The sequence below is a fragment of the Arthrobacter sp. NicSoilB11 genome, from assembly GCF_019977375.1.
GTDB lineage: Bacteria > Actinomycetota > Actinomycetes > Actinomycetales > Micrococcaceae > Arthrobacter.
Genome location: NZ_AP024657.1, coordinates 1,596,528 through 1,612,428, shown reverse-complemented (window position 1 = coordinate 1,612,428; position 15,901 = coordinate 1,596,528). Strand labels below are relative to the sequence as shown.

The 15,901-nt window shown below is 66.9% G+C and carries 13 protein-coding genes; 5 read left to right on the top strand and 8 right to left on the bottom strand.

The window, feature by feature from the left end:
• Window positions 1–30 precede the first annotated feature (30 nt).
• Window positions 31–1,176 (top strand): ScyD/ScyE family protein, encoded by a 1,146-nt coding sequence (locus LDO14_RS07500; RefSeq protein WP_223994629.1) that lies wholly within the window; start codon window positions 31–33, stop codon window positions 1,174–1,176.
• A gap of 74 nt (window positions 1,177–1,250) precedes the next feature.
• Here the strand turns inward: LDO14_RS07500 and rbfA are convergent, their stop codons facing one another.
• The 5 genes from rbfA to rimP form a co-directional block, all read right to left on the bottom strand.
• A complete protein-coding gene (rbfA, locus tag LDO14_RS07495) occupies window positions 1,251–1,760 on the bottom strand; it encodes a 30S ribosome-binding factor RbfA (RefSeq protein WP_018771961.1) in 510 nt (169 codons plus the stop codon).
• Window positions 1,761–2,065: 305 nt separating this feature from the next.
• Window positions 2,066–4,981, bottom strand: coding sequence for a translation initiation factor IF-2 (infB, locus tag LDO14_RS07490; protein ID WP_223994627.1), 2,916 nt, complete (start codon window positions 4,979–4,981; stop codon window positions 2,066–2,068).
• Between the two features lie 152 nt (window positions 4,982–5,133).
• The gene (locus tag LDO14_RS07485; protein WP_056389877.1) at window positions 5,134–5,481 is read right to left on the bottom strand and encodes a YlxR family protein; all 348 of its coding nucleotides are present in this window, start codon (window positions 5,479–5,481) and stop codon (window positions 5,134–5,136) included.
• 179 nt (window positions 5,482–5,660) lie between these two features.
• The gene (nusA, locus tag LDO14_RS07480; protein ID WP_018771959.1) at window positions 5,661–6,641 is read right to left on the bottom strand and encodes a transcription termination factor NusA; all 981 of its coding nucleotides are present in this window, start codon (window positions 6,639–6,641) and stop codon (window positions 5,661–5,663) included.
• Window positions 6,641–7,252, bottom strand: coding sequence for a ribosome maturation factor RimP (gene rimP / locus LDO14_RS07475; RefSeq protein WP_056389881.1), 612 nt, complete (start codon window positions 7,250–7,252; stop codon window positions 6,641–6,643). Before rimP ends, nusA begins: the two co-directional genes overlap by 1 nt.
• A gap of 104 nt (window positions 7,253–7,356) precedes the next feature.
• Here rimP and LDO14_RS07470 point away from each other — a divergent pair, with 104 nt between their 5' ends.
• The 3 genes from LDO14_RS07470 to LDO14_RS07460 all read left to right on the top strand — a co-directional run bounded on the left by LDO14_RS07470 (window position 7,357) and on the right by LDO14_RS07460 (window position 10,549).
• A complete protein-coding gene (locus LDO14_RS07470) occupies window positions 7,357–8,574 on the top strand; it encodes a DUF4439 domain-containing protein (protein ID WP_223994625.1) in 1,218 nt (405 codons plus the stop codon).
• Between the two features lie 99 nt (window positions 8,575–8,673).
• Complete coding sequence (locus LDO14_RS07465; protein ID WP_018771956.1) at window positions 8,674–9,441, top strand: VIT family protein; 768 nt, start codon at window positions 8,674–8,676, stop codon at window positions 9,439–9,441.
• Window positions 9,442–9,508: 67 nt separating this feature from the next.
• The gene (locus LDO14_RS07460) at window positions 9,509–10,549 is read left to right on the top strand and encodes an aminoglycoside phosphotransferase family protein (protein WP_056389958.1); all 1,041 of its coding nucleotides are present in this window, start codon (window positions 9,509–9,511) and stop codon (window positions 10,547–10,549) included.
• Window positions 10,550–10,606: 57 nt separating this feature from the next.
• On the opposite strand, the gene LDO14_RS07455 is transcribed toward LDO14_RS07460, so the two are convergent.
• From LDO14_RS07455 to LDO14_RS07445, 3 genes are read right to left on the bottom strand one after another with little or no spacing between them, the layout of a single operon-like run.
• The gene (locus LDO14_RS07455) at window positions 10,607–11,998 is read right to left on the bottom strand and encodes a pyridoxal-dependent decarboxylase (RefSeq protein ID WP_223994623.1); all 1,392 of its coding nucleotides are present in this window, start codon (window positions 11,996–11,998) and stop codon (window positions 10,607–10,609) included.
• A 56-nt stretch (window positions 11,999–12,054) separates the two neighbouring features.
• A complete protein-coding gene (locus LDO14_RS07450; RefSeq protein ID WP_018771953.1) occupies window positions 12,055–12,849 on the bottom strand; it encodes a TSUP family transporter in 795 nt (264 codons plus the stop codon).
• Complete coding sequence (locus tag LDO14_RS07445; RefSeq protein WP_223994621.1) at window positions 12,846–14,657, bottom strand: proline--tRNA ligase; 1,812 nt, start codon at window positions 14,655–14,657, stop codon at window positions 12,846–12,848. The genes LDO14_RS07450 and LDO14_RS07445 overlap by 4 nt, the downstream gene beginning before the upstream one ends.
• A gap of 399 nt (window positions 14,658–15,056) precedes the next feature.
• On the opposite strand from LDO14_RS07445, the gene LDO14_RS07440 reads away from it, so the two are divergent.
• Window positions 15,057–15,890 (top strand): ABC transporter ATP-binding protein, encoded by an 834-nt coding sequence (locus tag LDO14_RS07440; RefSeq protein WP_223994619.1) that lies wholly within the window; start codon window positions 15,057–15,059, stop codon window positions 15,888–15,890.
• The last annotated feature ends 11 nt before the right edge of the window (window positions 15,891–15,901 follow it).

Genomic DNA, 15,901 nt, shown 5'->3' with positions numbered 1-15,901 from the left:
CCGCAAGGGCCTCGCACCCCGGAGTACCCCATGAAAAGAAAACTCACCTTTGTCGCCTGCATGGCAGCCGCCATGATGGTCCAGGCATCACCGGCGTTTGCCTCCACTCACGACCCGGACTTTGAAGTCCTGGGTACAGGACTCCTCACCCCACTCCACCTTGCCGTTGGCAAGGGCGAATCAGTCCGTGTCAGCCAGGACTTCGCCGGCGTCCTTACCCGTGTGGAGCACGACGGATCGACAGAAGACGTCTACACCGCCAAGAAGGGTTGGGAAGTCGCCGGCGTGGAAATCCGCGATAGCACCACGTACTTCCTGGAAAGCATCGGAGCCGGGCAGGGTGATCCGGCCAAGCTCCAGGGCTACTTGAAGTCCATTGACTCCAGAGGCGATGTGGACACTATTGCCAACTTCGCGGAATACGAACGGAAGCACAATCCCGACGGGGACCAGCACTACGGCTTCGAGCCAGACGTCAGCGACAAGTGCCTGGCAGACTGGCCGGCCTTCCCACCCGCCCGATACACGGGCACGGTGGATTCCCACCCGTACGCCTTGGCAGTCAAGGACAGCACCGCCTACGTGGCTGACGCCGGCATGAACGCGATCCTCAAGGTAAATCTCAAATCGGGCGCCATTTCCACACTGACGGTCCTGCCGCCAAGGCCGGCCAAGGTCCCCGCTGGCCTGCAGATTCCACGTGACATGGAAGGCCACACGATGACGGTTCCTGACTGCGTTGTTGGCGAGAAGTACGCGTTCGAACCGGTTCCCACCGATGTTGAAATCGGTCCGGACGGCTGGTTGTACGTCACGTCACTGCCTGGTGGCCCGGAGGGACCGGAACTGGGTGCTCGCGGTGCCATATTCAAGGTGAATCCGTGGAACGGTGACACGACTGTTTGGGCGGACCATATCCTGAGTCCTACCGGTCTGGCCGTGGCCGACAACGGGGACATTTACGTGGCATCGCTGTTCGGCGGGGAAATCCTGAAGTTCAACTGCGACGCGGATCGCTCGCGTTTCCTGGAGGTGAACCTGCCCGCGGATGTTGAGTTCAAGGACGGAGATGTCTTCGCCACCGTGGATGCGCTGCCGGCGCAACCCGATCCGTCGATGCCTAACGCTCCCGCTCCCATGCCTGCCGGCAGGGTTATCGAAGTTGATCTTCGATAGGCGGCAGCCAAACACAGCAGCAGGACCCGGAGGTGCCTCCGGGTCCTGCTGCTGTGTTTGCGGAAGTCCGCTGCCTACTTGTTGGCGTCCTCGTCGAGGTCTTCGTCGTCGCTGAGGTCCAGGTCCTCTTCGTCGAAGTCGTCCTCGTCGATGTCAACGTCGGCGACTGCGTCGGACTTGTACGGATCCGCGTCGCCGGCGTGCCGGGCGTTGGCGGCAAGGGCGGCAACCTCGGCATCCCGCTTCTTGGCCTCCCGGAGCAGTTCCTCCAGGTTGGAGGCGTTGACCGGAATCTGGTCGGCCACGAACTCGAGGGTGGGGGTCAGCCGGACGGTGATGTTCCGCCCCACCTCCTGCCGGAGCACACCCTTGGCCTTCTCAAGGCCCTTGGCAGCGTCGGCCTGGACAGCCTGGTCCCCGAAGACGGTGTAGTAAACGGTGGCATGCTGCAGATCATTGGTTACGCGGGCATCGGTAACGGTAATGCCCTCAAGCCGGGGATCCTTAACCTTCCGGCCCAGGGCCTCAGCAACAACAACCTTAATCCGCTGCGCCAATTTGGCAGCACGTGCCGGATCAGCCATGAACAACTCCTAAAAGAAGAAAAATTTGGGACGTACGACGGCGGCGCAAACGTCAGCCAACGCGCCCAGGGTCTGGATGCCACGCACCCAAGCGAGCCGATGACGCACCCGTTGGATTTTTTCCGGCGGCCCGGGAGTGGCATCTAAGGAAATAGCCGAGGGTCCCGACGCGAGCTTGCGAGTGTTGGGAAGGCCATTTTCCGCTGCCGAAGCTGGGCGGCGCGGGATCGAAGATCCCAAGCCGCCCAGCGAAGGGGCGGGGCCGCCGGAAAAATCCAACGGCCCCGGCCACGGACTAACAAGAGTTAGACGCGCGGCTTCTCGCGCATCTCGAAGGTCTCGATGATGTCGCCTTCGGTGATGTCGTTGTACGACCCAAGGCCGATACCACATTCGAAGTCCGTGCGGACCTCGGTGGCGTCGTCCTTGAAGCGCTTGAGCGACTCAACGGTGAGGTTGTCACCGATGATCTTGCCGTCGCGGCTGACGCGTGCCTTGGCGTTGCGTCGGATGATGCCCGAGCGGACGATCGAGCCGGCGATGTTTCCGAACTTGGAGGAGCGGAAGACTTCGCGGACCTCGGCGGTGCCGAGCTGGACTTCTTCGTATTCCGGCTTGAGCATGCCCTTGAGCGCCGCCTCGATGTCATCGATTGCTGCGTAGATGACGGAGTAGAAGCGCATGTCCACGCCTTCGCGGTCTGCCAGTTCGGCAACCCGCTCGGCGGGCTTGACGTTGAAGCCGATGATGACGGCGGAGTCGACCGTTGCCAGGTTGACGTCGTTCTGAGTGATGGCACCCACACCGCGGTGGATGACGCGCAGCTGCACGCCTTCGCCGACGTCGATCTTGAGCAGCGCGTCTTCGAGGGCTTCCACGGCACCGGACACGTCACCCTTGAGGATGAGGTTGAGGGTGTCGATCTTGCCTTCGGCGACGGCCTGGTCGAAGTCTTCCAGGCTGATGCGCTTGCGGCGCTTGGCCAGGGCGGCGTTGCGGTCGGCTGCTTCACGCTTCTCGGCGATCTGGCGGGCAGTGCGCTCGTCAGCAGTCACGAAGAAGGTGTCGCCGGCGCGCGGCACGTTGGACAGACCCAGCACCTGGACGGGGCGGGACGGACCGGCCTCGGTCAGGGCGCTGCCGTCGTCGTCGAACATCGCACGGACGCGGCCGTGGGCCGTGCCTGCCACGATGGTGTCGCCGACGCGCAAGGTACCGGACTGGACCAGGACGGTTGCAACAGCACCGCGGCCCTTATCCAGGTTGGCTTCGATCGCGATGCCGCGGGCGTCCTTGTTCGGGTTGGCGCGCATGTCCAGGGCAGCGTCCGCGGTGAGCAGGACGGCCTCGAGCAGCTCGTCGATGTTGAGGTTCTGGCGGGCAGAGACCTCCACGAACATGGTGTCGCCACCGTATTCCTCGGGAACCAGGCCGTACTCGGTCAGCTGGCCGCGGACCTTCTCCGGGTTGGCGCCTTCCTTGTCGATCTTGTTCACTGCCACGACGATCGGCACGTTGGCCGCCTGGGCGTGGTTGAGGGCTTCAACGGTCTGCGGCATCACGCCGTCGTCCGCTGCGACCACCAGGATGGCGATGTCGGTGACCTTCGCACCACGGGCACGCATGGCGGTGAACGCCTCGTGGCCCGGGGTATCGATGAACGTGATCTTGCGGTCGTTGCCGTCGTGGTTGTGCGTGACCTGGTAGGCACCGATGTGCTGGGTGATGCCACCGTGCTCGCCCGCCATGACGTCGGACTTGCGGATGGCGTCGAGCAGCCGGGTCTTACCGTGGTCGACGTGGCCCATGACGGTGACAACCGGGGGACGTGCTTCCAGTTCCTCGTCGCCTTCGGCTTCGAGTTCGGCATCAAAGTCGATGTCGAAGCTGGAGAGCAGCTCGCGCTCCTCGTCCTCAGGGGAAACGACCTGGAGCTTGTAGCCCAGTTCCTCGCCGAGCAGGGCGAAGGTGTCCTCGTCCAGCGACTGGGTGGCGGTGGCCATTTCACCAAGGTGGAACAGCACCGTCACCAGTGCGGCGGGGTTTGCCTCGATCTTGTCGGCAAAGTCCGTGATGGACGAGCCACGGCGGAGCCGGATGACGGTGTTGCCGTCGCCGCGGGGTACGCTCACGCCACCCAGCGACGGGGCACTCATCTGCTCAAGTTCCTGGCGCTTTGCACGCTTCGACTTGCGCTGCTTGCCACGGCCTGCGCCGCCCTTGCCGAAGGCACCCTGGGTGCCGCCGCGGCCGCGGCCGCCCTTGCCGAAGCCACCGCCGGCGGGAGCACCGCCGCCGGCACCGGGACCACCGGTACCGGGAGCGCCACCAGGGCGTCCGGGACCGCGGCCGCCGCCGCCCGGACGGCCGGCACCTGCGGGTGCGGGACGCTCAGTGCGGTTGGGCATCATGCCGGGGGTAGGACGGGGACCGCCGGGACGGGGAGCGCCCGGACGGGGTCCGCCTGCGCCTGCTGCAGGACGGGGGCCACCGGCACCCGCTGCGGGACGCGGCCCACCCGGACGAGGTCCGCCTGCACCTGCTGCGGGACGGGGACCACCGGGGCGGTCGCCGTCGGTACGGCTGCCACCGGGGCGGGGCATACCCTGCGAAGTGGCGAAGGGGTTGTTGCCCGGACGGGGGGCGCGTTCACCGTCTCCGCCGCGGCCGCGGGGCATGCCCTGCGAGGTGGCGAAGGGGTTGTTGCCCGGACGGGGACCGCCGGGACGCGGGCCGGACCCGCCCGTTGTGGATCCACCCGGACGGGTGGAGGGAGCCGGGGTTTCGGCCTTGGGTGCCGGGCGTGCACCGGGCTTGGCGCCGGTGGAGGGAGCACTCGAGGACGGAGCCGCGGGGGCGGCAGGCGTGGCGGCCGGCGCAGCCGGTGCTTCTGCCTGTGCAGGTGCGGTGGGGGCAGCGGGAGCCGGTGCCTGTGCCTTGGGGGCCGGAGCCTTGGGCGCAGCGGGGCCGGGAGCCGGTGCTGAAGGGCGTGATTCTGCCACGGGGGCAGGTGCCTTGGGTGCAGCGGCGGGCGCTGCGGCCGGGGCCGCTGACTTGGCAGCGGCGTCGGGGAAGGCGTTGCGCAGTTTCCGCACAACGGGGGCCTCAATGGTTGACGAGGCGGAGCGAACGAATTCGCCCAGTTCCTGCAGTTTTGTCACTGCATCTTTGGAAGTTATACCGAGCTCTTTGGCGAGCTCATGTACGCGGACCTTGGCCACATTTCTCCTGTCTCGGTCCGCACCGAGCCAGGCACGAACCGTCTACTTCTTACTGCGGACCCCAGCCGCTGTTGATGCGAAGGGGCCCATTGCAGAGCGCAACAAAGTTGTCATCGTTACGCACTCATCGCTGGGAACTCATCGGGTTTCCATCAGATTTCTGACCCGCTTTCAGGTTGGACGGTTGGTGTTGCAGCCACCGGGGCGGCGTCAACGTTCGGACCTGACATGATCCAGTGTTCGACGGCGGCTGTTCCGGTTGCGCCCGGAAGGGCACGTCCGAATGCTCGCCGCTTGATCGCCAGAGCCAGGCACGATTGGCTGGGGTGCAGCCATGCACCCCGGCCAGACATCCGGCGTCGTTCATCCACCAGGACAGCGGTTGACCCGCTGCCTTCGGCGACGAGCCGGAGCAACTGCGACCGCGGGCCTTTCTTCCGGCACCCGATGCAGGTACGTTCAGGTTGACTTCCGGTGGAAAGCACTTCTGCCACGGTCATCGTCCTGACGTTCATTCTGCTGGCCGAAGGTTTACCGGTTCCGCAGTTACGGAAACGAGCACGCCCAAGGCACACGGCTACCGGCCGTTAGGCGCGGTCCTATCTATTCTAGCCCCTTCGGGCCGTTCTGCCAGAAACCGGGTGGCTGCCGCGTCGCGCCAGCCACCGGTGCCTGGACGTTACTTGTCGCGGGAAACCGCGGCGTCGGAGACGATGTCGATGCGCCAGCCGGTCAGCTTCGCCGCCAGCCGGGCGTTCTGGCCTTCCTTGCCGATGGCCAGCGACAGCTGGTAGTCGGGAACGACAACCCGGGCGGAGCGCGTGGCTTCGTCCGTGATGGTGACGGAATTCACGCGCGACGGCGAGAGTGCGCTGGCGATGAAGGTGGCCGGGTTCTCGCTGAAGTCAACGATGTCGATCTTTTCATCGTTCAACTCGGTCATGACCGCGCGGACGCGTGAGCCCATCTCGCCGATGCAGGCACCCTTGGCGTTGATCCCCGGGGTGTTCGCCTTGACGGCGATCTTGGTGCGGTGGCCGGCTTCGCGGGCCAGGGCAACGATTTCCACGGAGTGGTCGGCGATCTCGGGTACTTCGAGTTCGAAGAGCTTGCGGACCAGGCCCGGGTGGGACCGGGACAGCGTGACGGACGGACCCTTGGTCCCGCGGTGCACGTCGATGACCAACGCGCGGAGGCGGTTGCCGTGGATGTACTTCTCACCGGGAACCTGCTCGGGCGGCGGCAGCAGGGCTTCGATGGAGCCGAGGTTTACCTGGATCATGTGCGGGTTGTTGCCCTGCTGGATGGTACCGGACACCAGTTCGCCTTCGCGGCCCTTGAATTCGCCCAGGACGTTATCGTCCTCGACATCGCGGAGGCGCTGCAGGATGATCTGGCGCGCAGTGCTGGCGGCGATCCGGCCGAACCCTTCCGGGGTGTGCTCGAATTCACCGATGGGGGCGCCGTCGTCGTCAATCTCCACGGCCCAAATTGTGACGTGGCCGCTCTTGCGGTCCAGCTCGGCGCGCGCTTTCTCGAAGGCGCCGGGAGACTTGTGGTAGGCCACCAGGAGCGCCTGCTCGATGGTGGGGATCAGGAGGTCCAGCGGGATTTCACGCTCACGCTCCAAAAGTCTCAGTGCGCTCATGTCAATATCCATCAGGCCTCCTCAGAAGGTCCATTGTGTTCAGGTTCCAGACCGTCCTCGGGGAGGTGGCTGAATTCGATCTCGACTTTTCCGTTGCGGATCCTGTCGAAAGGAAGTTTTACGGGTTCGCCCTGCCGGGGCTTCATGCCCTTCTTGACGGCGACCTCGGGGACCAGGGTGACTCCCCCATCGTCCACGGACTGGATGCGGCCGGTGATGTTGTCGCCCTGGATCACGTTCACCTTGACCATCCGGCCACGGGCCCGGTGCCAGTGGCGGGGTTCCGTCAGGGGGCGCCCCACGCCGGGCGAGGACACTTCGAGGTCGTACGGACGGCCGTCGTCGTTGGGATCGTTGTCCAGTACATCCGAGAGCACTTTGGAGATGTCCGCAATGACGTCAAGGCTGACGCCACCGCTTTCCTCCTGCGGCAGGTCCACCACGACGTGGACCACCCGGTGCGAGCCGGGGATGATGGCCACATCCTCCAGGTACAGGCGGTTGGCCTGTACTGCGGGTTCCAGGAGGGCCCGGAGCCGGGCAGCTTCGGGGTTGTGGGCCGGCGCGGATCCGCTTCCCGTACCGGTGTGGTCTGGTGAAGCCGTGGCTTCTGCATTGCTCACGATGCCGGCCGCCTCCCTATAGATGATGTGGTTTTACTAGCGTAGCTATTTTACCGGCCATTGGTGCACCCGGGTTCCCCTTCAGCGTGACACCATGGTCTGTTGTGAAAGACCGCCCCCAGGACCCCAGCCCCCGCATGCGCCCGCTCCGTTTTGCCGTCTTCGCCCTTGCCGCGCTGGTTGTCCTGAGCCTCGGTTTTGCCCTGGTTCCCGCGGAAAAGCCCGCACCTGCCCAGCCTTCCTTCTCGGAGCGGGCCCGGGCGGCGGCGTTCAGCAAGGCAGTGGACCTGCGTACTGCGGGAATGCAGCTCGCCTCCGCCGGTGCCGCGGACGCCACCGTGCTGGACCCGGTTGTGACCTTGCTGACCATCCAGGCAAGGGCACTGCTGGGCCCTGCCCCGGAGTCAGCGCCGGCGTCGCCCCCACCACCTTCCACTTCCGGCCTCCCCAGTGCCAATCTTCCCAGCGCAAATCTTCCCAGTGCCGATCTTCCCAGTGCCAATCTTCCCAGCGCCGGCGTCCCAACTGCCGCCGAATTTGTCCAGGCCCTGGCTGACAGCGGCGCCGCGCGCGTCAAGGACGCGGAAACGGCCGACGGCGGCATGGCGCGGCTTCTGGCCGGCACCGGCACGGCACAGCTCCTCGCGGCCGGGCGTCTTGCTGCCGCAACGGGGATGCCCGCGCCGCAGGGACACGCAGGAACGCAGGGACAGTCAGGAACGGAGGGGCCGGGAGTAACTGAGGGACAGACTTCCGGGGCAGCGAGAACCCCAGCGCCCTGCCCCTCGCCTTCGGCGCCGGCCACCGTCCCGGAGACCACCGGGCCCGGCACTGCTGCGGGGATACGCCAGGCACTGGCCGCTGCCATCACCGCGGAGCACCAGGCCACCTACGGCTACCAGGCGGCACTCCCCCGGCTGGCGCCCGCGGAGGAGGGACCGGCGTCGGAATTCCTGGTCCGGCATAAGGAACAGGCCGCGGCCGCGGAGGAACGCCTGCTGTCTGCCTGCGGCGCGCCCGTGCCGCAACAGCCCGGGTACGTCCTTGATCCTGGCTTCCTGGCAGCACCGGCCGCCGGTTTGGGCAAGCTTGAGGCGGCCACGCTGGAGGCCTACGGCGACGTCGTTGCAGTATCCCAGGGCCAGGACCGGCAGTGGGCAATGTCAGCGCTGCAGTCTGCCGCCGGACGGGCCATGCGGTGGGGCGCAGACCCCGGACCTGTTCCCGGCCTGGCCCTGGACGCCGAGCAACTGCCCGCCCTCCCTGCCGGTGCCAGGCTTCCTGCCAACGCCGGCCCCACGACGTCGCCAACCGCATCCTGAACCCTTGCGGTCTCAGCGTGCCCGCTTCGTTCTGTCGCGTGCCCGAAGAAAGCCGCCTACAGGGTGGCGATGGGCGGGCATGGGTGGTTTGCTGATGGGATGAACGCGGACCAACCGGCCGACGACCCGGGAGGGACGGCAGCGAGCCCCGGGCTCAACAGCCACCTCGAGACCGAACCACACGGCAACGATATTGCGCACCGGCTGAACTGGCTCAGGGCCGGCGTCCTGGGCGCCAATGACGGCATTGTCTCCGTCGCTGCCATTGTGGTGGGCGTGGCCGGGGCCACCGCCGAGATAGGACCCATCCTCACGGCAGGCGTCGCCGGAGTGGTGGGCGGTGCAGTGTCGATGGCCTTGGGCGAATATGTGTCGGTCAGCAGCCAAAGCGACAGCCAGCGGGCCCTGATCGAGAAGGAACGCCGCGAGCTGGCGGAAGAACCGGAAGCGGAACTGGCCGAGCTGACCGCCATCTACCAGGCCAAGGGTCTCACGCCTGAAACAGCGGCCAAGGTTGCCCGGGAGCTTACCGCCCACGATGTGCTGGCCGCGCACCTGTCCGCCGAGCTCAACATTGATGAGGCGGACATCGTCAGCCCCTGGCATGCGGCTTTCGCTTCCGCCATCGCGTTCACCGTCGGGGCCATCCTGCCCATGCTGGCCATCCTGCTTCCACCGCCGGAGATCCGGGTCCTGCTGACTTTTATTTCGGTCCTGCTGGCTTTGGCCTTGACGGGGGCAGTTGGCGCCTGGATCGGCGGCGGTTCAAAAACACGCGCCGCCGTCCGCGTGGTGGTGGGCGGTGCCTTGGCGCTCGCTGCAACATTCCTGATCGGCAACCTGCTCGGGGCCTCCGGTGTTGTCTGACCCCGCGGTGCCTGACGCTGTGATTCCTGACGCCGTGATTCCCGATCCCATGATTCCTGACAACGGGATGACCAACCCCATGGTGAGCGGCTCCGCGGCGGCGGTCCCCATTCCGCCCGGCCTTTCGGCCCGCTACGCCCGCAGCAGCGAGGGAAGGGGATGGCTTGTCAGCCTTCCGGTCCTGCTGCGGGACCGCTTGGAGCAGTGGCAACTGGCGGTTGACCTGCCGCCTGCGACCCTGCCGTGGAACGGCCACGGCGGCTTGGTGGTGCCGGTGCGCCGGCACGATGGCTCCCCGGCAGCGCTCAAGATCGCTTTTCCCCACGACGAGGCAACGGTGGAGCGGCATGCCCTTGCGCTTTGGGACGGCCGGGGCGCAGTTGCGCTGCTGGCCTCTGATGCAGGGTCTTGCGCCATGCTCCTGGAACGCCTCGACGCCGGCAGGACGCTGGCGGACCTGGCGATGGAGGACGCCGCGCAGGTGTGGGGCGGGCTGGTGCGGCAGCTGGGGATTGTCCCTGACCACCGCCCTGAGTGGCGGGAATTCGGTCACATCGCGGCCAGGGCGGAACAGTGGAGTGACGACCTTCCAGCGGACTGGGAGCAGCTGGGCCGGCCGTTTCCCAGGTGGCTGTTGGAGGCAGCCCTGGAGGTGTGCCAGACGCGCGGCGCGGTGGGACGCCGGTCCGCGCACGATCTGCTGGTCCACACCGACCTCCATTTCCTGAACATCCTGGCGCGCCCGGGCACGGACGGGCCGCCGGCACCGGCAGGTTACGCGGCGATCGACCCCCAGCCGATGATCGGCGAGCCGGAGTTCGCGGTGGCGCCGCTGCTGTGGAACCGCCTTGGAGACCTGCCGGCAGTCCAGGCCGGGCCGGCGCTGCTCAGCCGCTGCAACGACTTCAGCACGGCCGCCGGACTTGACCCCGATGTAGCCCGGCAATGGGGTATCGCCAGGGAGGTGGACAATGCCCTGTGGTACGCGTCGCACCGCCATCCTGGCGACCTGGCCCGGTCCCTCTGGGTTGCCAGCACCCTTGCCGGAAACACCTTGGAAGGCCTCCCGCATCCCCATGCGCTGCCGGAACCCGGCCAGGGCGGCTAAGGGCACTCCGCACCCCGAGAGGGCCGCACCGTCCGGTGAAGAACGATCGAAAAACCGTCAGGAGTTCCGAACAGCAGCCAGGGCTGAGCGGACAGCATCCACGGCTATGGCCACCTCGTCGTCCGAGGTATGCCAGTTGCTCACCGAAACCCGAAGGATGTCGCGGTCCCGCCACCGTGAGCCGGACATCCACACCCTTCCCTCCTCGATGATGCGGGCTGTGACTGCGCGGGTGGTGTCGTCGTCGCCAAAAGCCAGGCACACCTGGGTGTAGCCGACGTCGTTGAGCACCTCCACGCCGTCCAAAGCCGCCATGCCTTCGGCGATTGCGGTGGCAGCAGAGGCCAGTCCGCCCACCTGGGCTGCCACGCCGTCCCGGCCCAGGCTTTTCAGGGCCGCCCATACCGGCACTCCGCGGGCCCGCCGGGACAGTTCCGGGACCTTCTCGAACGGGTCGCCCGGGCCTTCCGCATCGTGGACGAGATAGCTGGCGTGCAGGCCCATGGCGGCCCGCAGGGCTGACGGGTCCCTGACGATGGCAATGCCGCAGTCGTACGGCACATTCAGGGTTTTGTGGGCATCCGTCCCCCACGAGTCCGCTTCCTCACAGCCGCGCATGAGGTGCCGCAGTTCCGGCGCGGCCGCGGCCCACAGCCCGAAGGCGCCATCAACGTGCACCCAGGCGCCATGTTTGCGGGCAACGGCGATGGCCTCGGTGAAGGGGTCGAAGGCGCCGGAGTGCAGGTTGCCTGCCTGGAGGCACACCAGGGCGGGGCCGGTGCCGGCGGCAAGGGCGGCGTCCAGTGCTGCGGGGACCAGGCGGCCCTGCCCGTCGGCGGGGACCTGCGCTGGCTGTCCCAGGCCCAGGTAGCGCAGGCCAAGGTCCACGGTGTCGTGCCGTTCCCGTCCCACGAAGCAGCGGATCCGGGGTGCGCCGAAGAGTCCGTCCCGGTCCAGGTCCCAGCCCGCATCGGCGAGCAACCGCCAGCGGGCGGCCGCCATCCCGGTGAAATTTGCCATGGTGGCGCCCGTGACGAATCCGACGTCGGCAGTCGAAGGCAGGCCCAGCAACTCCAGGACCCACTGCCCGGCGGCTTCCTCAATCGCCGCGGTGGCCGGGGTTGCATAGCGGAGCCCGGCGTTCTGGTCCCAGGCACTGACCAGCCAGTCCGATGCCAGGGCCGCGGGCAGTGTCCCGCCGATAACCCAGCCGAAGAACCGGCCCGAGGGCATGGCCATGAGCCCCGGCCCCGCTGCGTTGGCCAGGAAATTGACTACCTCATCGGCGGGCATGCCCGCCGGCGGCAGGGGCCCGCCAAACACTGCGGCGAGCTCGGAGGCGTGCAGGCTGGGTCCCACGGGGCGGTGGGAAAGGCTGTCCAGCCAGGCCTGCGCATGCTGCGCTGCGGCCGCCAGTGCCGGGGTGTACCCGTCATCGCCGTGTGCCATACCTGCATGCTACGCCGGGCCGGTCCACGCCACGAGGAGCAGTTTTTAGGGACCGGTCAGGCGAAGTTTTCCTGCCAGACGTCGTAGCCGAGCTTGATGATCAGGGCCGCAACAACCACCAGGAAGACAATGCGGACAAACTTGCTCCCCTGCTGCACTGCCGTGCGGGCGCCAAGGTAGCCGCCGGCCATGTTGGCTCCGCCGAGCAGCAGGCCGATGCCCCACAGGATGGATCCGTGCGGCAGGAAGAACAGCAGTGCGCCGGCGTTGGTGGCCATGTTCACGATCTTGGCCTTGGCGCTGGCCTCCAGGAACGCGTAACCCATGGCTGACACCAGGGCGATGACCAGGAAGGATCCCGTCCCCGGGCCAATGAGGCCGTCGTAAAAGCCGATCACTGCCCCGATGAGGCAGGCAACGACGTAATGCTTGTGGCCGTCGTGCCGCAGCGCCGTCAGCTCACCGACCCCGGGTTTCAGGGCGGTAAACAGCGCGACGGCGACCAGCGCCACCACGATGATGGGCTTGAATACCCCGGCCGGCAGGGTGGCGGCAAGGCTCGCCCCGCCGAAACTGCCCGCCAGGGCTATCACTGCCATGGGGATGGCGGTCCGGAGGTCCGGGCCCACCCGCCGGTAGTAGGTGGCGGCGCTGGTGGCGGTTCCGAAGATGGAGCCCATCTTGTTGGTGGCCAGCGCCTGGACGGGTGTGATCCCGGGCACCAGGAGCAGCGCGGGAAGCTGGATAAGCCCCCCGCCGCCCACCACCGCGTCAACCCACCCGGCTGCGAATCCAGCCACCACGATCAGGATGATGGTGGCGGGCTGGATCGATTCGAAGCCGGAAATCACTGGTTTCGAACGGCGTTAACCACGTAGTCCACGGCCTTGTCCACCTCGATGTTCTCGGCTTCCCCGCTGCGGCGGTCCTTGATTTCCACCACGCCGTCCACCAGGCCGCGGCCCACGGCCAGGATGGTGGGCACACCAACCAGCTCAGCGTCGCCAAACTTCACGCCCGGCGAAACCTTGGGGCGGTCGTCGTAGATGACGGACAGGCCGGCGTCCTCAAGCTCTGCCGAAAGCTTTTCGGCAGCCTGGAAGATCTCCTCGCCACGACCCACTGCCACCACATGCACGTCGGCCGGGGCTACGGTGCGGGGCCAGACGAGTCCGCGGTCATCGTGGTTGGCCTCGGCCAGCGCGGCAACGGCGCGGGTCACGCCAACGCCGTAGGAGCCCATGGTGACCACCACCTGCTTGCCGTTCTGGTCCAGCACTTTGAGGTCCAGGGCTTCGGCGTACTTGCGGCCGAGCTGGAAGATGTGGCCCATCTCAATGCCGCGGGCGGTCTCCAGGGGGCCCGAGCCATCGGGTGAGGGGTCGCCCGCGCGTACTTCGGTGCACTCAATGACGCCGTCCCAGCCGAAGTCGCGTCCAGCCACCAGGCCGAAGACGTGCTTGCCCGCCTCGTTGGCGCCGGTAATCCACGTTGTTCCGCTGACCACGCGCGGGTCCACCAGGTACAGCAGCTTGGTGGCACTGTCGGATCCGAGGAGCGGCTGGTCCAGCGAAAGCCCCGGGCCCAGGTAGCCCTTGACGATCAGCGGCTGCTTCTTGAGGTCCTCCTCGCCGGCCTGCTCGAGTCCGATCTCGCCCGCGATCGGCAGGAAGGCGCCAATGTTCGCCTCCACGCGCTTGAGGTCCACGGCGCGGTCGCCGGGGACGCCGATGACCACCAGCTGCCGCTCACCGGTGGGCAGCGTGACGGCGAGGACCACGTTCTTGAGCGTGTCCGCCGCAGTCCAGGCGCCGCCGTCGGCCTCTTCGCGCGGGGCAATCTGGTTCGCCGCGGCGACCAGCGTCTCGATGGTGGGGGTGTCCGGGGTGTCCAGGACCTCTGCCGCCGGGGCGTTGCTGAAGTCGATATCGTCGGGGACCACGGTGGTGACGGCTTCGACGTTGGCTGCATAACCGCCGGCCGAGCGGACGAAGGTATCCTCGCCGATCTCGGTGGGGAACAGGAATTCCTCGCTCTTGGAGCCGCCCATGGCACCGGCGGTGGCTGCCACCGGAACCACCTCGAGGCCCAGGCGCTCGAAGATCTTCAGGTAGGCGCCCCGGTGGGCTGCGTAGCTGGCGTCCAGGCCGGCGTCGTCGACGTCGAAGGAGTAGGAGTCCTTCATGATGAACTCACGGCCGCGGAGGAGCCCTGCCCGCGGGCGTGCCTCGTCACGGTACTTGTTCTGGATCTGGTACAGGCTCAACGGGAGGTCCTTGTACGACGAGTACAGGTCCTTGACCAGGAGCGTGAACATCTCCTCATGGGTGGGGGCCAACAGGTAGTCCGCACCCTTGCGGTCCTGGAGCCGGAACAGGCCTTCACCGTATTCGGTCCAGCGGTTGGTGGCCTCGTACGGCTCGCGGGGCAGCAGGGCCGGGAAGTGGACTTCCTGGGCGCCGATGGCAGCCATTTCCTCACGGATGATTTCCTCGACCTTGCGCAGCACGCTCAGCCCCAGCGGCAGCCAGGTGTAGATACCGGGGGCCGCGCGGCGGATGTAGCCGGCGCGGACCAGGAGTTTGTGGCTGGCAACCTCGGCATCGACGGGGTCTTCGCGCAGCGTGCGCAGGAAAAGCTGGGACAGTCGTATGACCACGGGTGGTATCCGTTTCTGGGGAAGTGCTGGGTCAGCAGGGCCGGACAATTCGTCTGGGTACTAATCTACCGGCACTCAACAAGCGGCACGGACTGCGGACCCCGGACACAGTAGGGCCACGCCCGGCAATACAAAGCCCCTGGCCCCCCAATGAGGCTGGTCATCGCATCCGGGCGTGGCCCAACGCCGTTATCGCCTAAGTACTGGTGAGGACTGGTGAGACCGCCCACCCCACTTCCAGCGCAGCTAGGTTGAACCTATGTGATCGCGCACACGTTTGACAAGTGTTTTTACTTTATGAACCTGTTGACGGCTGTCAGGGCCAGGCCTAGCTTTAATTCATCAGGTGATGAATTAGCCGTTGTGCGGCGCCACCTGCGGACGCGCCCGGAGGCAACAATGTCCCATGCAGCATCCACTACGTTGGACCGCGGTGGCGCGGCCGGTGCGGTCGTGGCCGCGTCGCTCTCTGTCAAACTGCGGCGGCAAGCCGTGCTCCACAGTGTGGACTTCACCATCCCGGCGGGACGGATCACCGGCCTGCTGGGGCCCTCCGGGAGCGGCAAGACCACCCTGATGCGGACCATCGTGGGAGCGCAGCGCATTGCCGCCGGAACCCTCGAGGTGCTGGGGCTGCCCGCCGGAAGCCCGTCCCTGCGGCGGCAGGTGGGCTACGTTACCCAGTCACCCAGCATCTACCCTGACCTCACGGTCGAAGCGAACGTGCGCTATTTCGGCGCCATGCACCGGAAAGGCAGAGCCGACGTGGCTGAGGCGATTGACGCCGTCGGACTTGGTGCCCAGGCCCGCCGCAAGACGGCCGACCTGTCCGGCGGCCAGGTCAACCGGGTATCCCTGGCCTGCGCCCTGGTGGCGAAGCCACGGCTGCTGGTACTGGATGAGCCCACGGTGGGCCTGGATCCCGTGCTGCGCGCGGACCTTTGGGACCGTTTCCGGGCAATGGCGGAGTCAGGAACAACACTCCTCATATCCAGCCACGTCATGGAGGAGGCAAGCCGCTGCGAAACGCTGCTGCTGTTGCGCGAGGGGCGGCTTTTGGCCCAGCTCACGCCGGAAGAGCTGGGCAGGCAGGGGCACAGCGCCAACCTGGAGCAGGCCTTCCTGGCCATCATCAGGGAGCAGGAAAATTACGACGCCGGGATCCCGCCGAAGCGCCATGCCGGCAGGAGCGGCGAAGGGGCAGGGATGCAACAGGGCAGGAGCGTGCGGTGATGGACGTCCGG